The following is a 15,678-nucleotide window of genomic DNA, read 5'->3' as shown; positions in this document are numbered from 1 at the left end:
CCGGGACCTTCCCAGAGCCGGGTTTCGGCGCCTCTCCCCCCGGGGCGCCGGAGCCCGGCTCCACTTCTGCCCTCCGGGCACGGTCCGGAGAAGGGGCGTGGGCGCGAGCCGGCCTACGGAACCTCCTCCGTGAGACCGGAGGACAAGACGGCCGCCCCGCCCTCCCGTTGCGCCGCCGGGCCCTCTCCTTGCTCTGCGGCGCCCCCGCCGGCCCGCGTCAGCCGTGCGCCCAACCGCCGTACGCACTGCACGAGTTCATCAGGTTCCAGCACCGTGAACTCGTAGCCCAGCATCGCCAGCCGCACCGCGAGCCACTCCACCTTGTCGCCGACCGTGGCCCGCAGCCGGCACCCGCCCGTGTCGAGGGGCTCCAGCGGGCCGAGCCACGCGGGCAGCCGCGCCGCGACCGCCTCGGCCGGATCGGTGAAGGTCACCGTGAACGTGTAGGTCTCCTGCCGCTGGTACATCGACTGCCGGAGGTACTCGGCCGCGCTCCCCGTCGGCAGCTCCCGCGGAGTGAACCGCGCACCGGTGGCGAAGGGCTCGCTCACCCGGTCGACACGGAACGTCCGCCAGTCCGCCCGGTCCAGGTCGTACGCCACGAGGTACCAGCGCCGGCCGGTCGACACGAGCCGGTACGGCTCGGTCAGTCGCCGCGACACGGCTCCGTCGCCGGCCCGGTACGCGAACCGCAGCCGCTCGTACCCCGCCACCGCGGAGGCCATGACGGTGAGCGTCTCCGTGGCGACACTCGCCCCGTCCCCGCTGGTCAGCGGGGTCGTCGCGGCCTGAAGTGTGGAGACGCGGTGCCGCAGCCGGGTCGGCAGCACCTGCTCCAGCTTCGCCAGCGCCCGTACCGACGCCTCGTCCATGCCCTCGATCGCGTGCCCGGCTCCCGCGCGCAGCCCGACCGCGATCGCCACCGCCTCCTCGTCGTCGAGTACGAGGGGCGGCATGGCCTTGCCCGCGACCAGCCGGTAGCCGCCGTCGGCCCCCTTGGTCGCCTGCACCGGATAGCCCAGCTCACGCAGCCGGTCGATGTCCCGCCGGACCGTGCGCCGGGACACCCTGAGCCGCTCGGCGAGTTCACCGCCGGGCCACTCCCGGGGGGTCTGGAGGAGGGACAGGAGCTGGAGGAGCCGGGCCGGAGTGTCCGTCGTCATACATACGAGAATGCCGTAGAACTAGGACATGATCTGACCTAAGGCCTGCGTAGTGTGGCGGCATGTCCTCCACCGAAACCCCTGCCGACGGCCCGGCCCCGGTCCCGACGCAGGTCCCGAACTCGACCACGACGCCGGCCTCGGCCCCGCCCGCCGACCGCCGTCGCTGGTTCGCCCTGGCGATCGTGATGACCGCGGCCTTCATGGACCTCGTGGACGTCACGATCGTCAACATCGCGATTCCGTCCATCCAGCGGGACGCCGGCGCGTCCTTCAGCCAGATCCAGTGGATCACCGCCGGGTACGCCCTCGCCTTCGCGGCCGGTCTGATCACCGGCGGCCGGCTCGGCGACATCCACGGCCGCAAGCGGCTGTTCCTCCTCGGCATCGCCGGCTTCACCGTCGCCTCCGCGCTGTGCGGCTTCGCCGCGAACCCCGAGATGCTGGTCGCCGCCCGCATCCTGCAGGGCGCCATGGCGGCGATGATGGTCCCGCAGGTGCTGTCGATCGTGCACGCCACCTTCCCGGCGCACGAACGCGGCAAGGTCTTCGGCCTGTTCGGCGCGATCGTCGGTCTGGGCGCGGTCTCCGGCCCGCTGCTCGGCGCGTTGCTCACCGAGTGGAACCTGTTCGGGCTGGAGTGGCGGCCGATCTTCCTGATCAACCTGCCGGTCGGCGTCCTGGCCCTCGTCCTCGGCAACCGTTTCATCAGCGAGTCCAAGGCGCCCCGGGCACTGAAGCTGGACCTCGTGGGTGCCGCCCTGGTCACCCTGGGCCTGCTGATGCTGCTCTACCCGCTGACCCGGGGCCGCGAGCTGGGCTGGCCGCTGTGGGGGTACCTCTCGATGGCGGGCGCGCTGGTGGTCTTCGCGGCGCTGGTGGCGTACGAGCGGAGCAAGGCGGCGCGGGACGGCTCGCCGCTCATCGAACTGTCGCTGTTCCGGGTGAAGAGCTTCGCCGCGGGCATCGCGGTGCAGACCGTCTTCGGTGTCGCGCTGGGCGTGTTCTTCCTGGTCTGGACGCTGTACATGCAGGTCGGCCTGCACTGGAGCCCGCTGCGGGCGGGCCTGACGGGCGTGCCGTTCTCGATCGCCGTGTCCGTCGCGGCCGGGGTCTCCGTGCAGAAGCTGGTCCCGCGCTTCGGACGCAAGGTGCTCCAGGCGGGCGCGCTGGTGATGGCGGTCGGCGTCCTGCTCTACATCGCGGAGTCCGAGCGGTACGGCCTGCACATCGCCCCCTGGCAGATGGCGCTCCCGCTGGTCGTCATGGGCCTGGGCATGGGCCTGATCGTGGCGCCGCTGACCGACGCGGTGCTCTCGGAGGTCCCGCGCGAGCACGCCGGTTCGGCGTCCGGGCTGATCAACACCGTGCAGCAGATGGGCAACGCGCTGGGGCTCGGCCTGGTGTCGGTGGTCTTCTTCGGGGTCATCGGCGACCGTCTGACCCCGGCCGAGGTCGGCCCCGCCTTCGTCAACGCCTTCCAGCACGCGCTGGTGTGGGTGGCGGCGGTGCTGGGCGTCATCTTCGTCCTGATGTCGGCCCTGCCCAAGCGGCCGGGCCGGGAGGCGGAGGGCGCCGGTGAGGCCGGGGAGACGGGGGAGGCCGGGGAGCGTTCCGCGGTGGCGGAGCGGACGGGCGAGCTGGTGGGCTGACCTGCGCGAACGAGGGCCGAGGGGGCCCGGCACCCGAGTGGGACACTAAGTGTCCCCGAGTGGTGCCGGGCCCTTCGGCGTGTGTGGGTGGCATTGGGCCTCTCGGCGTGTGGGTGGCGCTGGGCCTGTCCGGCGCACGAGCGGTGCCGTGGGCTCACCGTGACCCGGACGCAACCGGAAGTCCGTTCATGCCCGGTTCGATGCCCGAACCTGTTTACTTCCCCGACGTCTCGGCGTACGCTCCGAGGAGAAACCACAAGTTCGGGCATCAGTCGGAGGCGGACGGACATGTACGCACCGGAGCGGCAGCAGGAGATCCTCCGGCTCGCCAGGGACGGCGGCCGCGTGGACGTCGTGTCGCTCGCCGAGGAGTTCCAGGTGACGGCGGAGACGATCCGCCGCGACCTGAAGGCCCTCGACCGCGCGGGCCTGCTGCGCAGGGTGCACGGCGGCGCCATCCCGGCCGGCCGTCTCGACTTCGAGCCGGACCTCACCGAGCGCGAGTCCACCGCAGCCGACGAGAAGGACCGCATCGCCAAGGCGGCCCTGGCCGAACTGCCGGCCGAGGGCACGCTGATCCTCGACGCCGGCACGACGGTGGCCCGTGTGGCCGCCGCCCTGCCCCTGGAGGCCTCGCTCACCGTCGTCACGCACTCCCTGCCGATCGCGGCCCGCCTCGCGGACCACCCCGGCCTCCAGCTCCACCTCGTGGGCGGGCGGGTGCGCAACCGCACGCGTGCCGCCGTGGACGCCTGGGCGCTGCGGGCCTACGGCGAGATCCGCGCCGACGTGCTGTTCGTCGCCGCCAACGGCTTCTCCGCCGAACACGGTCTGACCACCCCCGACCTCGCCGAGGCCGCGGTGAAGCGCGCGGCGATGGCCGCCGCCCGCCGTGTGGTGCTGCTCGCCGACTCCGCCAAGCACGGCCAGGAGCACTTCGCCCGCTTCGGCGGTCTGGACGACGTGGACCTGCTGATCACCGACAGCGGATTGAGTCCCGAAGACGCGGCCGCCATCGAGCGCGGCGGCACGGAAGTAGTACGCGCATGATCGTCACCGTCACCCCCAACCCCTCCCTGGACCGCACCTACGAGGTCCCCGCGCTCGAACGCGGCCAGGTCGTCCGGGCCACCGGCGAGCGCATGGACCCGGGCGGCAAGGGCGTGAACGTCTCGCGCGCCGTCGCGGCCGCCGGGCAGCGCACGGTCGTCGTCCTTCCCCTGGGCGGCGCACCGGGCGCACTCGTCGCGGAACTGCTCGACGCACAGGGCATCGACGTCGCGCCGGTGCCGGTCGCCGGGGCCACCCGCTCGAACATCGCGCTCGCGGAGGCCGACGGCGTCCTGACGAAGATCAACGCACCGGGTCCTGAACTCTCGGCGGAAGAGCAGGAGTTGCTGCTGGAGACCGTGCGGCGGCAGTCGCGCGGCGCCGACTGGATCGCGTGCTGCGGCAGCCTGCCCCGGGGACTCGCACCGTCCTGGTACGCCGACCTGGTCGCGCAGGCGCACGCGGCCGGTGTGCGCATCGCCCTGGACACCTCCGGGCCCGCGTTGCTCGAGGCGCTGCGCGAGGGCCCGGACCTGGTCAAGCCGAACGCCGCGGAACTCGCCGAGGCCGTCGGGCGCTCGCTGGCGACGGTCGGCGACGCGGTGAAGGCGGCCGAGGAACTGCGCGGACTCGGCGCGCGCACCGTGCTCGCGAGCCTGGGCGCCGACGGACAGTTGCTCGTCGACGACGCGGGCGCCTGGTTCGGCAGCGCGCGCGTGGACGCCGTCCGCAGCAACGTCGGGGCCGGCGACTCCTCCCTCGCCGGGTTCCTGATCGCCGGCGGCACCGGTCCGGAGGCCCTCGCTCTCGCCGTCGCCCACGGCGCGGCCGCCGTCCAGCTGCCGGGCAGCCTGATGCCGACCCCCGCCGACCTGGACCCGGCGGCGGTGACCGTCACACCGGACGTGCCGGTGGACCGCGCGCTGACGGAGCCGGTGACATGACCGGCCGCCCGCCCCGCACCCGGTGCCGTACGACGCCTCCCACGGCCCGCACCCCTGACGACTCTCCCCGCACTCCCCACTCTCCCCTCACCTCCCCCGTCCCCACCCCCGCCCATCTCAGTGACCGGGCGATACGCGCGCTAAGGAGCCCGCGATGAGCGACATGATCACCGCGGACCTGGTCGACCTCGACCTGTCCGCCGACACCAAGCAAGCGGCGGCGCGCTCCCTCGCCGAACGGATGGTGGCCGAGGGCCGGGTGACCGACCTGGAGGGCTTCCTGGCCGACGTGGCCGCCCGCGAGGCGCAGATGCCGACCGGCCTGGACGGTGGCATCGGCATCCCGCACTGCCGCAGCGAGCACGTCGCCGAGCCGACGCTCGCCTTCGGGCGCAGCGCGGCCGGGATCGACTTCGGCGCGGCGGACGGCCCCGCCGACCTGATCTTCCTGATCGCGGCCCCGGCCGGCGCCGACGACGCCCATCTGAAGATCCTGTCCTCGCTGGCCCGGCAGCTGATGAACAACGAGTTCACCTCCGCGCTGCGCTCGGTGGACGACGCTGCTGCTGCTGCCGCGCTCATCCGCGGGGACGAGGCTCCCGGCGAGGCCACGGCAGGTGCCGAGGGCGCCGCCGCGACCGCCGAGGGCGCCTCCACGCGGGCGACGGACGCCCCCGAAGACACCGCCGCGACGCCGGGGGCGGCCTCCTCCGGCGCCGTGGCGGCCGACACGACCCCGGCACCGGACGGGACCCCGGCACCGGACGGGACCCCGGCACCGGACGGGACCGCCACGGAAGCGGCCGCCACGGACGCGGCCGCCGCGGCGGGCGCTTCCGGTACCGCCGGCGCTTCCGGCGACCGTCCGTTCCGGATCGTCGCCGTCACCTCCTGCCCCACCGGTATCGCGCACACCTACATGGCGGCCGAGTCGCTGGAGAACGCCGGCCGCGAGGCGGGCGTCGAGGTGGTCGTCGAGACCCAGGGTTCGGCCGGCTTCGACCGGCTCGACCCGGCGGTGATCGCGGCGGCCGACGGCGTGATCTTCGCCCACGACGTCCCCGTACGCGACAAGGACCGCTTCGTCGGCAAGCCGGTCATCGACGTCGGCGTGAAGGCGGGAATCAACCGTCCCGGCGAACTGATCACCGAGGTCCGCGCCAAGGCAGCGCGCGGCGAGGTGAGCGGCACGGCCCCCGCGCCCGGCGGCACGCCGGTCGAGCGGGGCGGCGAGCCGGGCGAGGGCTACGGTACGAAGCTGCGCAAGTGGCTCATGTCCGGCGTCAGTTACATGGTTCCCTTCGTGGCCGCGGGCGGTCTGCTGATCGCCCTCGGGTTCGCGATCGGCGGCTACGAGATCAACAAGGCGCCGTCGGTGATGGACCACTTCGTCTGGACCCAGGCCGACAGCTGGGCCGCCCTGCTGTTCCAGATCGGCGGCGTGGCCTTCGCCTTCCTCGTCCCGGTGCTGGCCGGCTACATCGCCTACGGCATGGCGGACCGCCCGGGCCTCGTCCCCGGATTCGTCGGCGGCTCGATCGCGCTCACCATCAACGCCGGTTTCCTCGGCGGTCTCGCGGCCGGTCTGATCGCCGGTGGTGTCGTGATGGCGATCCAGAAGGTGCGCATCCCGGCGGCCCTGCGCGGCATCATGCCGGTGGTGGTGATCCCGCTGATCTCCTCGGCGGTCGTCGGGTTCCTGATGTTCGTGGTCATCGGCAAGCCCATCGCCACCGCGCAGAAGGGCATGACCGACTGGCTGAACGGGCTGACCGGCACCAACGCCGTCCTGCTCGGCGCGCTGCTCGGCCTGATGATGTGCTTCGACCTCGGCGGTCCGGTCAACAAGGTCGCCTACACCTTCGCCACCGCCGGTATCGCGGTCTCCAACCCCAGCGACTCGGCCATGAAGATCATGGCCGCGGTGATGGCGGCCGGCATGGTCCCGCCGCTGGCGATGGCCCTGGCGACGACCGTGCGCGGCAAGCTGTTCACCCACACCGAGCGGGAGAACGGCAAGGCCGCCTGGGTTCTGGGCGCCTCCTTCATCTCCGAGGGCGCCATCCCCTTCGCGGCGGCCGACCCGCTGCGCGTCATCCCGTCGTCGATGGTCGGCGGCGCGCTCACCGGCGCCCTGTCGATGGTCTTCGGCGCCACGCTGCGCGCCCCCCACGGAGGCATCTTCGTGGTGCCGCTGATCGGCAACCCGTTCCTCTACCTGATCGCCATCGCGGCGGGCGTGTGCGTGACCACCGCCCTGGTGGTCGGCCTGAAGACCCTGCGCAAGCCGGCGCCGGGTGCGGCTGCCGCCGAGGCGGGCGGGGGAGCGTCGGCCGAGCCCGCCGACCGGAAGCAGCCGGTGGCGGCCTGATCCGCTCCTTGCCTCCTTGTCCTTTTGGTGCACTGTGAGTTGTTCACGGCACCTGCGAGATACGTCACGGTCCGGGGTCAAAGTCCCGGACCGTGGTGTCTACTGGAGCACATGCCTCAGCAAGTCTCGACCCTGATGTGGATTGGTGTGGCCGTCCCCGCCGCGCTGACCGTCGCCTGCCTGATCGGGCTCGCCCGCATCCGGCGCGCCACCCGTCTCGAGACCGCTCGACCGCAGTCCGCCCCGAGGCCGGGTCTCCCGCTCCAGCGCGGTACCGGACCCGGCCGGGAGTTCGTCGAACTGACCTCGGAGGAGAGGGACGCTTTCGCGGGTCTGGTGCGCCGACTCGGCAACGGCGGCTGAGGCTCACCCCGGCCGAGCGGGCGATCGCCACCGGCTGAAGGGTTCAAGGGCTCTTCGGCAGAAGGGCTCTAGGACATCTGCGCCGCGCGCCGTTCCATCGCGCCGCGGGCCGCGTCCTCCGTCACGTACACCTCGCACATGTGACGACCGTCGGGGGTCGCCGTGTGCTCCACCTCCCACAGGGAGATCTCCACACCGCCGTCCAGCAGGAACGCATGCTCGTAGAGCGAGAAGCACAGTCCGGCCCGGCCCGCGCGGCAGGGGCGGCCGAAGGCCTGGGTGATCCGGTGACCGGACGCCGCCGCCAGCAGGCACGCGACATCCGCGCCCGGCCGGTCGGCGTTCTCCGCGCGCCGCAGCAGACGGCGTGCGTGGTCGGCCGAGTCGTCGGACGCGTACGAGTGCCGTGCCTGGGGCGGCGGCGAGAGCTGGACCAGCACCGGCAGTTCGAACTCCGGCGCGTCCGGCGGGAGCGGCAACCGGGCGGTGGCGGTGCTCAGCTCCTCCTCGTCGTCGTACACCTCGTGCTGCACCTCGCTGCCCGGCGCGGTGTTGTGCACCAGCTCCCAGAGGGTGAGCGCGGAGCCGTCGGCGAGCAACCAGGTGTGCCGGTAGGTCTCCCGGTGCAGTCCGGCGCTGTGGTGCGCCGAGTGCAACGAACCGTCGTAGGCCAGGGCGCAGTCGAGTCGCCGTATGGTCTCGTCGGGTAACTCGAAGGAGTTCAGGGCGCGGCCGAGGAGCCGCGCGAGGTGCTCCTCCGGAGACTCGGGCGACTCGCGTGGCTCGTACGCTGTCGTCTCGTACGGAACGCTCAAGGTTTCTCCCGGCGTTGCTGCATGTCACCTTGTGGGTGCATACCGTAGCCCCTCGGTCGAGCATCATGTCCGCGATCCGAGAAAACGTCCGTGACGAAAACGGCCGGCCCGCGCCAGAAGTTCCCGCCGGAACCGAAATTCCGTCAAAATCCGCTGGTCAAGAGCATGTTGCGAAGCAGAGTCCGGACTTCGGGCGCCGCAAAAGGTCAACGGGCGCCGTACAGCTGCTCGTAGGCAGGCCACTCCCCGCCCGGCCCGGTCACCGCCTCCGCGGCCCGCACCGCGCAGACGATCGCACGGGTCACCTGGTCCGCGCCCGCCGCGAGGATCTCGTTCAGGGCGAGGGGGGCACCGGGGTCCAGCGGGCGCGCCCCGGTCGCCAGCGCGAACACCGTGTCTCCGTCGTTGAGCAGGTGCACCGGACGTACGGCGCGCGCGATGCCGTCGTGCGCCGTGCCGGCCAGCTTCTGCGCCTGCGCCTTGGTCAGGTCCGCGTCGGTGGCGACCACCGCCAGGGTGGTGTTCAGCGGGGGTGGCACGTTCCTCGCGGCGGCCTCGGCGAGGCGCAGCCGCGCGCGCTCGTGCACCCGCGCGTCGGGATACTTCACCGGTCCCTGGAACAACTCCCCGTACAGCACCCCCGTTTCCGGATCGACCGCCGATCCCACCGCGTTGGCCACCACCAGCGCGGCCACCGTGACGCCCGAGTCGAGCACCGTGCTCGCCGTGCCGACCCCTCCCTTGAGCGGTCCGACGGCCGCTCCTGTTCCGGCGCCCACGCACCCCTCGGGCACACGCTCGCCCACCTCGCTCGCCGCCGCGCTCTCGACCGCGGCGCGCCCGGTGGCCGCGTCCGGCCGGGCCCGGAAGTCACCGCCGCGGCCCAGGTCGAACACGCAGGCGGCGGGTACGACCGGTACGACGTGCGAAGGGTCGGGCCCGACCCTGACCCCGCGCCCCCGCTCCTCCAGCCAGGCCATCACTCCCGAGGCGGCGTCCAGCCCGTAGGCGCTGCCGCCGGTCAGGACGACCGCCTCCACCGTCCGCACCAGGTTGCGCGGATCCAGAGCGTCGGTCTCCTTGGTCCCGGGGCCGCCGCCGCGCACCTCCACGGCGGCGACGGCGCCGCCCTCCGGAGCGAGCACGACCGTCGTGCCGGTGAGCCAACCGCCGCCCGTGCGCGTCGCGTGTCCCACGCGCAGGCCTTCGACGTCCGTCAGAGCGTCCACTGTCATGGGAGCCAGTCTCCCCGCCCCGCATGGGACGTCACGCCGCACGGCGCGGACCGTACCCTTGAGGCATGAGTACCGCCCCCGAGCCCGCCCCCGAACCGCGTGACCCGAAGGCCGCGCTGATCTTCGACGACCCGCTGAACCAGCAGTCCACGGACGACACCGACCGCGGGTGGGGCGAGCGCGGGGAAGGCGACTCCGCGGCCGACCTCAAGCGCTTCCTGGACGAGAAGCCTCCCCACCACCTCTGAGGCACGTGGGCCCGCAGGAGCGCGGACGCTACCGCTCGCCGTATTCGGAGTCGCGCCGGGCGGCGACCAGCTCGTCGCGTATCTCCTTGAGCACCTCCAGCTCGGTCACCTCCACGGTCGCCTCGGCGCCCTCCCTGGCCTGCTTCCGTGCCTCCTGGCGGGCCAGGAACTTCGCCATGGGCAGGACCATCAGGAAGTAGACCACCGCGGCCGTGATCAGGAACTGGAGCGCGGCGCCGAGGACCGAACCCCACATGATCTGGATGCCCTGATCGCCCTCGCAGGTGGCGCTCAGGCACGAGTCGTAATGGTCGAGGTTCTTGGTGCCGATCGCTCCGACGACCGGACTGATCACTCCCTTCACCACCGCGTTGACGATATTGGTGAAGGCGGCGCCGACGACCACCGCTACTGCCAGATCGACGACGTTCCCGCGCATCAGGAAGGCCTTGAAGCCCTGCCAGAGGTTCGGGTCCTTCTTGTCGCTCACCTGCGGCTCCTCCTTGGACATGCGACTGCGACGTGCGGAACGAACAGCTCCGCAACCTACGGCTCACCACAGGGTCACCGCCAGCCTGGCCGTCGCACTCGCCCCGGCCAGCCCTGCCGCGGTGGAGCGCGGTACCGACAGCGCGACCAGCGCCCCGCCCCCGGCCACGTCGTCCACGGGCTCCGGGACCTTGGCCACCCGGGCTCCGTGCGCGACCACCCGGGCCTGCCCGCCCGTCGCCGGATCCTCCGCGGCGATCACGTCGACCCGGTCGCCGGGGCGCAGCAGCCGGACCGTGGCCGCGTCCGCGATGCGCACGGGCGCGATCACCATGCGCACCTCGTCCGCGCCGCGGCCACCGGAGGCCCGACCGGCTCCGTCGGCCGGCGCCGGCTGCCCGCGGGCCGGTCCGCCGCGAGGCGGGTCCGGAGCGTCCCGCGGACCTGCCGCCACGAGCGCGGCCGCGGTCACGGCGAGCCCGGCCGCCACCGCGCGCCCCCGGTGCCGTACGAGTCGGCGCAGCCCGTACCGCCCGCCGCGCACGCGCACCGGCGCGAAGTGGGGCACCTCACACGTGGCCGGGGCGTCCGTGCCGGGCGCGTACGGAAAGGAAGGCAGGCGCGGAGAGTGCGGGGGCGACGACGGCACAGGCGGGGACGAAGGCGGCGAGGACGAAGACGGAGACGCGTACGACGAAGACGAAGGCGCATACGACGACGAAGACGCATACGGCGAAGACGGCACGGACATGCGGACCACCACCAGCGACGGGGATTTCGGCTTGCCACGCCCACGATGAGTCATCGCGCCGCCGCCCGCCGGAGCCCGTGTGCTACCCGCCGGTTGTGGACAACTCCCTCACCCGAAGGAGCAAGCCGCCGCCCGCTACGGCAGCGTGAACCCCGGGTCCATCCCGCCCAGCGCACCGGCGCACAGGCAGTCCCGCTCCCCGGTCGCGGGCAGCGCGGCCACCGCGTCGAACAGAACGCCCCGCAGCCGTTCCACATTGGCGGCGAAGACCCGCAGCACCTCCTCGTGCGAGACGCCCTCGCCGGTCTCCGCGCCCGCGTCCAGGTCGGTGACCAGGGTCAGCGAGGTGTAGCAGAGCTCCAGTTCGCGGGCGAGCGCCGCCTCGGGGTGACCGGTCATGCCCACCACCGACCAGCCCTGCGCCTGGTGCCACAGCGACTCGGCCCGGGTCGAGAAGCGGGGACCCTCCACCACGACGAGAGTGCCGCCGTCCACCGCGTCCCAGTCCCGCCCGCGCGCCGCCTTCAGCGCGGCCGTGCGGCCCACCGGGCAGTACGGGTCGGCCATCGAGACGTGCACGACGTTCGGCACCGTGCCGTCGGTCCGCGGCAGTCCGTCGAAGTAGGTCTGCTCCCTGGACTTCGTACGGTCGACGAACTGGTCGGGCACGAGCAGCGTGCCCGGACCGTATTCGGGACGCAGCCCGCCCACCGCGCAGGGCCCGATCACCTGGCGCACGCCGACGGAGCGCAGCGCCCACAGGTTGGCCCGGTAGTTGATGCGATGCGGCGGGAGGTGGTGGCCGCGGCCGTGCCGGGGCAGGAAGGCGACCCGCCGGCCGGCGACCTCACCGAGGAAGACGGAGTCGCTGGGCTCCCCGTACGGCGTCTCCACCCGGACCTCGGTCACGTCGTCGAGGAACGAGTAGAAGCCGGAACCGCCGATGACACCGATCTCCGCGTTCGCCATGACCAGCACACTAGCGCCACGCGCGCGCCGAGGACCCCACCGTCCCACGACGGCGGGGTCCCGGAAGGAAGACGTCAGGCGGCGGAGCTGCCGGCCGAGCTCGCGGACGTCGAGGACGAACCCGACGACGAGGACGAGCCGGAGGTCGACCCCGACGAGGAGGACCCCGACGAGGAGGAGGAGCTCGACGACTTCGACGACGACGCCGGGCTGCTGCTCGACGAGGAGCCGCGGCTGTCGTTGCGGTAGAAGCCGGATCCCTTGAAGACAATGCCGACCGCGGAGAACACCTTCTTCAGGCGGCCACCGCAACCGGGGCACTCGGTGAGTGCGTCGTCGGTGAACTTCTGCACCGCCTCGAGGCCGTCGCCGCACTCGGTGCACTGGTACTGATAGGTGGGCACTGTCTTCCTCCTGGCACTCTCACTCGATGAGTGCTAACGACGGTCCATAGTGACGTATTCCCGAGGATCAGTCCACTGTGACGTGGGCTCGGTGACCGACGCCACGTGCGACCGTGCGGCCCTGCGTCGGGGACGCGAGCCGTGACCTGAGGGCCACCAGGGTCAGCAGGGCCAGCACCGTGCCGGCCATCGGCACCAGGAAGCCGGCGCCGCCCCACAGACGGTCCTCCAGTTGTCCGGCGACCGTGACCGCCGCCGCCTGGCCGAGCGCGACCGCGCCCGTGAGCCAGGTGAACGCCTCGGTGCGGGCGCCGGCCGGGACCAGGCCCTCCACCAGGGTGTAGCCGGTGATCAGGGCGGGCGCGATGCACATGCCGACCAGGAGGCCGAGCGCCGCCAGGAGCAGCACCGAGTGCGCGGTCCACAGGGCGGACGCGGCCAGCGCCAGGGCGATGTAGCCGACGAGGAGACGGTGCTGCGGGGCGTTCTTCCAGGCGATGGCGCCGCACACGACGCCGGAGAGCATGTTGCCCGCGGCGAAGGTTCCGTAGAGCACGCCGTTGAGGCCGGGCTCGCCGATCGACTCGGTGAACGCGGCCAGCGAGACCTGCATGCCGCCGAAGACCGAGCCGATGCCGAGGAAGGTCGCGATCAGCACCCGCACCCCGGGGACGCGCAGGGCGGAGGCGTGCTCCACGCGCGCGTGCCCGCCGGTGACGGGCGGCTGGGTGCGCTTCTGGGCGGCGAACAGCAGACCGCCGACGAGGGTGAGCGCGGACTCGGTGACCAGTCCGGCGGCCGGGGTGACGGTCGTGCACAGGGCGGTCGCCAGGAGGGGGCCGACGACGAACGTCAGCTCGTCGGTGACGGACTCGAAGGCGGCCGCGGTGGTCATCAGCGGCGAGTCCTTGAGCGTCACGCCCCAGCGGGCCCGCACCATCGGGCCGGCCTGCGGCATCGAGGCGCCGGTCGGCACGGCCGCCGCGAACAGCGCCCACAGGGGGGCGTGCGCCAGGGCGAGCGCGGTCAGCGTCAGCCCCGCGACGGTGTGCACGAGAACACCGGGGACCAGTACCGCGCGCTGCCCGTAACGGTCGGCGAGGCGTCCGCTGTAGGGCGCGAACAGCGCCATGGAGACGCCGGTGACGGCAGCGGCGGCGCCGGCCGAGCCATAGGAGCCGGTGGTGTGCTGCACCAGCAGCACGATGGAGATGGTGAGCATCCCGAACGGCTGGCGCGCGGCGAAGCCGGGGAGCAGGAACGTCCAGGCGCCGCGGGTGCGCAGCAGCTGCCCGTATCCCGGGCGGGAGGATTTGACCGTGGATCCCACGGCCGTGCCTTTCTGCCGCCTGGTAGCGCGGGCCCGGGCGTGCGGGCGCGGCCGAGAGCTGTCCTCTTGCGCGGACTGCGGTAGATGCCGGCATCCGCTGAGAGGGGGGATGCCCGGCCGCCATACGGTCGCGCCAGCTCTGCGTCAGGCAGAGTTGGTTCGATCAGGGTGCCCCGTCATCGTACAGGGGCGCGGGGAACGCCCCTCATCCTCGGTTGCCCGCCTCCGCGCCCCCGGCGCCGAGCCATCCGGCCAGCTTGCCGCCTCGGCCGACCGCGCGCAGCCGCCGTTCGGCCGCCTCCCGGACGGGGTCGGTGGCGACCACGAGGAGTTCGTCGCCGCGCCGCAGGGTGGTGGTCGGCAGCGGTACGAAGGACCTGCCCTCGCGGACGACCAGGGTGACCGCGGACCCGGACGGCAGCCGCAGCTCGTTGATCTCGACGCCGTGCATCCGCGATCCGTGGGGGATGGCGACGGACAGCAGATGGCCGCGCAGCCGCTCCAGGGGCGCCGACTCGATGCCGAGGTCGGCGGCCTCGTCGCCGGAGCCCAGCCGCAGCTTGCGGGCGAGCCAGGGCAGGGTCGGCCCCTGCACGAGGGTGTAGACGACGACCAGGACGAAGACGATGTTGAAGATGCGGTGGGTGGCGTCGACCCCGTTCACCATGGGGATCGTCGCCAGGATGACGGGCACGGCGCCGCGCAGTCCGGCCCAGGACATCAGGGTCTGCTCCTGCCACGGCACCCGGAACGGCAGCAGGCTCGCCACCACGCCCAGCGGGCGGGCGACCATGGTCAGCACCAGACCGATGACGAGGGCGGGCAGGACGTCGTCGAGCAGTTCGTGCGGGGTGACCAGCAGACCGAGCATGACGAACATGCCGATCTGGGCGATCCAGCCGAGTCCCTCGGCGAAGCCGCGGGTGGCGGGCCAGTGCGGCAGCTTGGCGTTGCCGAGCAGCATCGACGCGAGGTAGACGGCGAGGAAGCCGCTGCCGTGGGCCAGCGCGCCGGCGGCGTACGCCGTGACCGCGATGGCCATGACGGCGATCGGGTAGAGACCGGAGGCGGGCAGTGCCACGTGCCGCAGGCCCCAGGAGCCGAGCCAGCCCACCGCCAGGCCGACGGCCGCGCCGATCGCCAGCTCCAGGGCTATCTCGCCCACCAGGACGTACCAGTGCTCGATCGGTCCCGCGGTGGAGAAGGCGACGACCAGGATGACCACCGGGGCGTCGTTGAAGCCCGACTCGGCCTCCAGCGTGCCCGTCACGCGCGCGGGGAGGGGGATCTTGCGCAGTACGGAGAAGACGGCCGCCGCGTCCGTGGAGGACACCACGGCGCCGATGATGAGCGACTGGCGCCATCCCAGACCGCTGAGGTAGTGGGCGGCGGCCGCGGTGACGCCGACGCTCACGGCGACACCGACCACCGCGAGGGCCGTGGCGGCCGGAAGGACCGGCTTGATCTCCTTCCACTTCGTGCCGAGACCGCCCTCGGCGAGGATCACGACGAGGGCCGCGTAGCCGATGACCTGGGTCAGTTCGGCGTTGGTGAAGTGGACGCCGCCGAGCCCGTCCGAGCCCATGACGACGCCGATCCCCAGGTAGACGAGCAGGCTGGGGAGCCCGCTGCGCGAGGAGACCCGGACCGCTGCGACCGCGACGAGCAGGACGACCGAGCTGGCGAGCAGGAGCTGGTTGAGGTGGTGAACAGTCAGCAGCGGTTCCTTCCGCGAGTTCCCGGTTTACTTCGTTACCTTACCTAACTCTTGACGCTTTCTTGACGCGGTCCGTGACGAAATGGGGATGCCCCGCCACCGCTGGGCCCGACTCCGCGTCAAGTGCTACCGGGCCCTGCGCCTATGGTTGCTCCAGCGTTCATTCGAAGTCACAGC

At 72.6% G+C, this 15,678-nt stretch carries 15 protein-coding genes; 6 read left to right on the top strand and 9 right to left on the bottom strand.

Annotated features, from left to right (window positions below; all coding sequences use genetic code 11):
* Positions 1-113: 113 nt before the first annotated feature.
* The gene (locus OIE49_RS15745; protein ID WP_326802869.1) at positions 114-1,163 is read right to left on the bottom strand and encodes a helix-turn-helix transcriptional regulator; all 1,050 of its coding nucleotides are present in this window, start codon (positions 1,161-1,163) and stop codon (positions 114-116) included.
* A 62-nt stretch (positions 1,164-1,225) separates the two neighbouring features.
* Between OIE49_RS15745 and OIE49_RS15740 the strand changes: the two genes are divergently transcribed.
* The 5 genes from OIE49_RS15740 (at position 1,226) to OIE49_RS15720 (ending at position 7,543) form a co-directional block, all read left to right on the top strand.
* Positions 1,226-2,815: an MFS transporter gene (locus OIE49_RS15740; RefSeq protein ID WP_401788164.1), complete on the top strand. Its 1,590-nt coding sequence runs from the start codon at positions 1,226-1,228 to the stop codon at positions 2,813-2,815.
* A gap of 288 nt (positions 2,816-3,103) precedes the next feature.
* Positions 3,104-3,865 (top strand): DeoR/GlpR family DNA-binding transcription regulator, encoded by a 762-nt coding sequence (locus OIE49_RS15735; protein ID WP_326802868.1) that lies wholly within the window; start codon positions 3,104-3,106, stop codon positions 3,863-3,865.
* A complete protein-coding gene (gene pfkB / locus OIE49_RS15730) occupies positions 3,862-4,809 on the top strand; it encodes a 1-phosphofructokinase (protein WP_326802867.1) in 948 nt (315 codons plus the stop codon). The genes OIE49_RS15735 and pfkB overlap by 4 nt, the downstream gene beginning before the upstream one ends.
* Positions 4,810-4,963: 154 nt before the next feature.
* The gene (locus OIE49_RS15725) at positions 4,964-7,180 is read left to right on the top strand and encodes a PTS fructose transporter subunit IIABC (protein ID WP_326802866.1); all 2,217 of its coding nucleotides are present in this window, start codon (positions 4,964-4,966) and stop codon (positions 7,178-7,180) included.
* Positions 7,181-7,291: 111 nt separating this feature from the next.
* A complete protein-coding gene (locus tag OIE49_RS15720; protein ID WP_326802865.1) occupies positions 7,292-7,543 on the top strand; it encodes a hypothetical protein in 252 nt (83 codons plus the stop codon).
* A gap of 68 nt (positions 7,544-7,611) precedes the next feature.
* On the opposite strand, the gene OIE49_RS15715 is transcribed toward OIE49_RS15720, so the two are convergent.
* Both OIE49_RS15715 and OIE49_RS15710 read right to left on the bottom strand, forming a co-directional pair.
* Positions 7,612-8,358, bottom strand: coding sequence for a DUF6227 family protein (locus tag OIE49_RS15715; RefSeq protein ID WP_100571112.1), 747 nt, complete (start codon positions 8,356-8,358; stop codon positions 7,612-7,614).
* Between the two features lie 206 nt (positions 8,359-8,564).
* Entirely contained in the window at positions 8,565-9,593 is a 1,029-nt protein-coding gene (locus tag OIE49_RS15710; protein WP_326802864.1) for a P1 family peptidase, read from the bottom strand.
* A 65-nt stretch (positions 9,594-9,658) separates the two neighbouring features.
* Between OIE49_RS15710 and OIE49_RS15705 the strand changes: the two genes are divergently transcribed.
* Entirely contained in the window at positions 9,659-9,841 is a 183-nt protein-coding gene (locus OIE49_RS15705; RefSeq protein WP_326802863.1) for a hypothetical protein, read from the top strand.
* Positions 9,842-9,869: 28 nt separating this feature from the next.
* On the opposite strand, the gene mscL is transcribed toward OIE49_RS15705, so the two are convergent.
* The 6 genes from mscL to OIE49_RS15675 form a co-directional block, all read right to left on the bottom strand.
* The gene (gene mscL / locus OIE49_RS15700) at positions 9,870-10,331 is read right to left on the bottom strand and encodes a large conductance mechanosensitive channel protein MscL (RefSeq protein WP_326802862.1); all 462 of its coding nucleotides are present in this window, start codon (positions 10,329-10,331) and stop codon (positions 9,870-9,872) included.
* 63 nt (positions 10,332-10,394) lie between these two features.
* The gene (locus OIE49_RS15695) at positions 10,395-10,979 is read right to left on the bottom strand and encodes a hypothetical protein (protein ID WP_100571108.1); all 585 of its coding nucleotides are present in this window, start codon (positions 10,977-10,979) and stop codon (positions 10,395-10,397) included.
* A 237-nt stretch (positions 10,980-11,216) separates the two neighbouring features.
* A complete protein-coding gene (locus tag OIE49_RS15690) occupies positions 11,217-12,050 on the bottom strand; it encodes an S-methyl-5'-thioadenosine phosphorylase (protein ID WP_326802860.1) in 834 nt (277 codons plus the stop codon).
* Between the two features lie 74 nt (positions 12,051-12,124).
* The gene (locus OIE49_RS15685; RefSeq protein WP_326802859.1) at positions 12,125-12,454 is read right to left on the bottom strand and encodes an FmdB family zinc ribbon protein; all 330 of its coding nucleotides are present in this window, start codon (positions 12,452-12,454) and stop codon (positions 12,125-12,127) included.
* A gap of 67 nt (positions 12,455-12,521) precedes the next feature.
* A complete protein-coding gene (locus OIE49_RS15680; protein WP_326802858.1) occupies positions 12,522-13,784 on the bottom strand; it encodes an MFS transporter in 1,263 nt (420 codons plus the stop codon).
* Between the two features lie 205 nt (positions 13,785-13,989).
* Positions 13,990-15,501, bottom strand: coding sequence for a potassium/proton antiporter (locus tag OIE49_RS15675; protein WP_326806241.1), 1,512 nt, complete (start codon positions 15,499-15,501; stop codon positions 13,990-13,992).
* Positions 15,502-15,678 lie beyond the last annotated feature (177 nt).

It is taken from the genome of Streptomyces sp. NBC_01788, assembly GCF_035917575.1.
In the GTDB taxonomy this organism is placed as follows: Bacteria; Actinomycetota; Actinomycetes; order Streptomycetales; family Streptomycetaceae; genus Streptomyces.
This window is presented reverse-complemented; position numbering and strand designations above follow the sequence as displayed.

Bases quoted from the DNA above. Each gene is read 5' to 3' on its own strand.
- OIE49_RS15745 (WP_326802869.1), bottom strand. From the start codon at position 1,163: ATGACGACGGACACTCCGGCCCGGCTCCTCCAGCTCCTGTCCCTCCTC.
- OIE49_RS15740 (WP_401788164.1), top strand. From the start codon at position 1,226: ATGTCCTCCACCGAAACCCCTGCCGACGGCCCGGCCCCGGTCCCGACG.
- OIE49_RS15735 (WP_326802868.1), top strand. From the start codon at position 3,104: ATGTACGCACCGGAGCGGCAGCAGGAGATCCTCCGGCTCGCCAGGGAC.
- pfkB (WP_326802867.1), top strand. From the start codon at position 3,862: ATGATCGTCACCGTCACCCCCAACCCCTCCCTGGACCGCACCTACGAG.
- OIE49_RS15725 (WP_326802866.1), top strand. From the start codon at position 4,964: ATGAGCGACATGATCACCGCGGACCTGGTCGACCTCGACCTGTCCGCC.
- OIE49_RS15720 (WP_326802865.1), top strand. From the start codon at position 7,292: ATGCCTCAGCAAGTCTCGACCCTGATGTGGATTGGTGTGGCCGTCCCC.
- OIE49_RS15710 (WP_326802864.1), bottom strand. From the start codon at position 9,593: ATGACAGTGGACGCTCTGACGGACGTCGAAGGCCTGCGCGTGGGACAC.
- OIE49_RS15705 (WP_326802863.1), top strand. From the start codon at position 9,659: ATGAGTACCGCCCCCGAGCCCGCCCCCGAACCGCGTGACCCGAAGGCC.
- OIE49_RS15690 (WP_326802860.1), bottom strand. From the start codon at position 12,050: ATGGCGAACGCGGAGATCGGTGTCATCGGCGGTTCCGGCTTCTACTCG.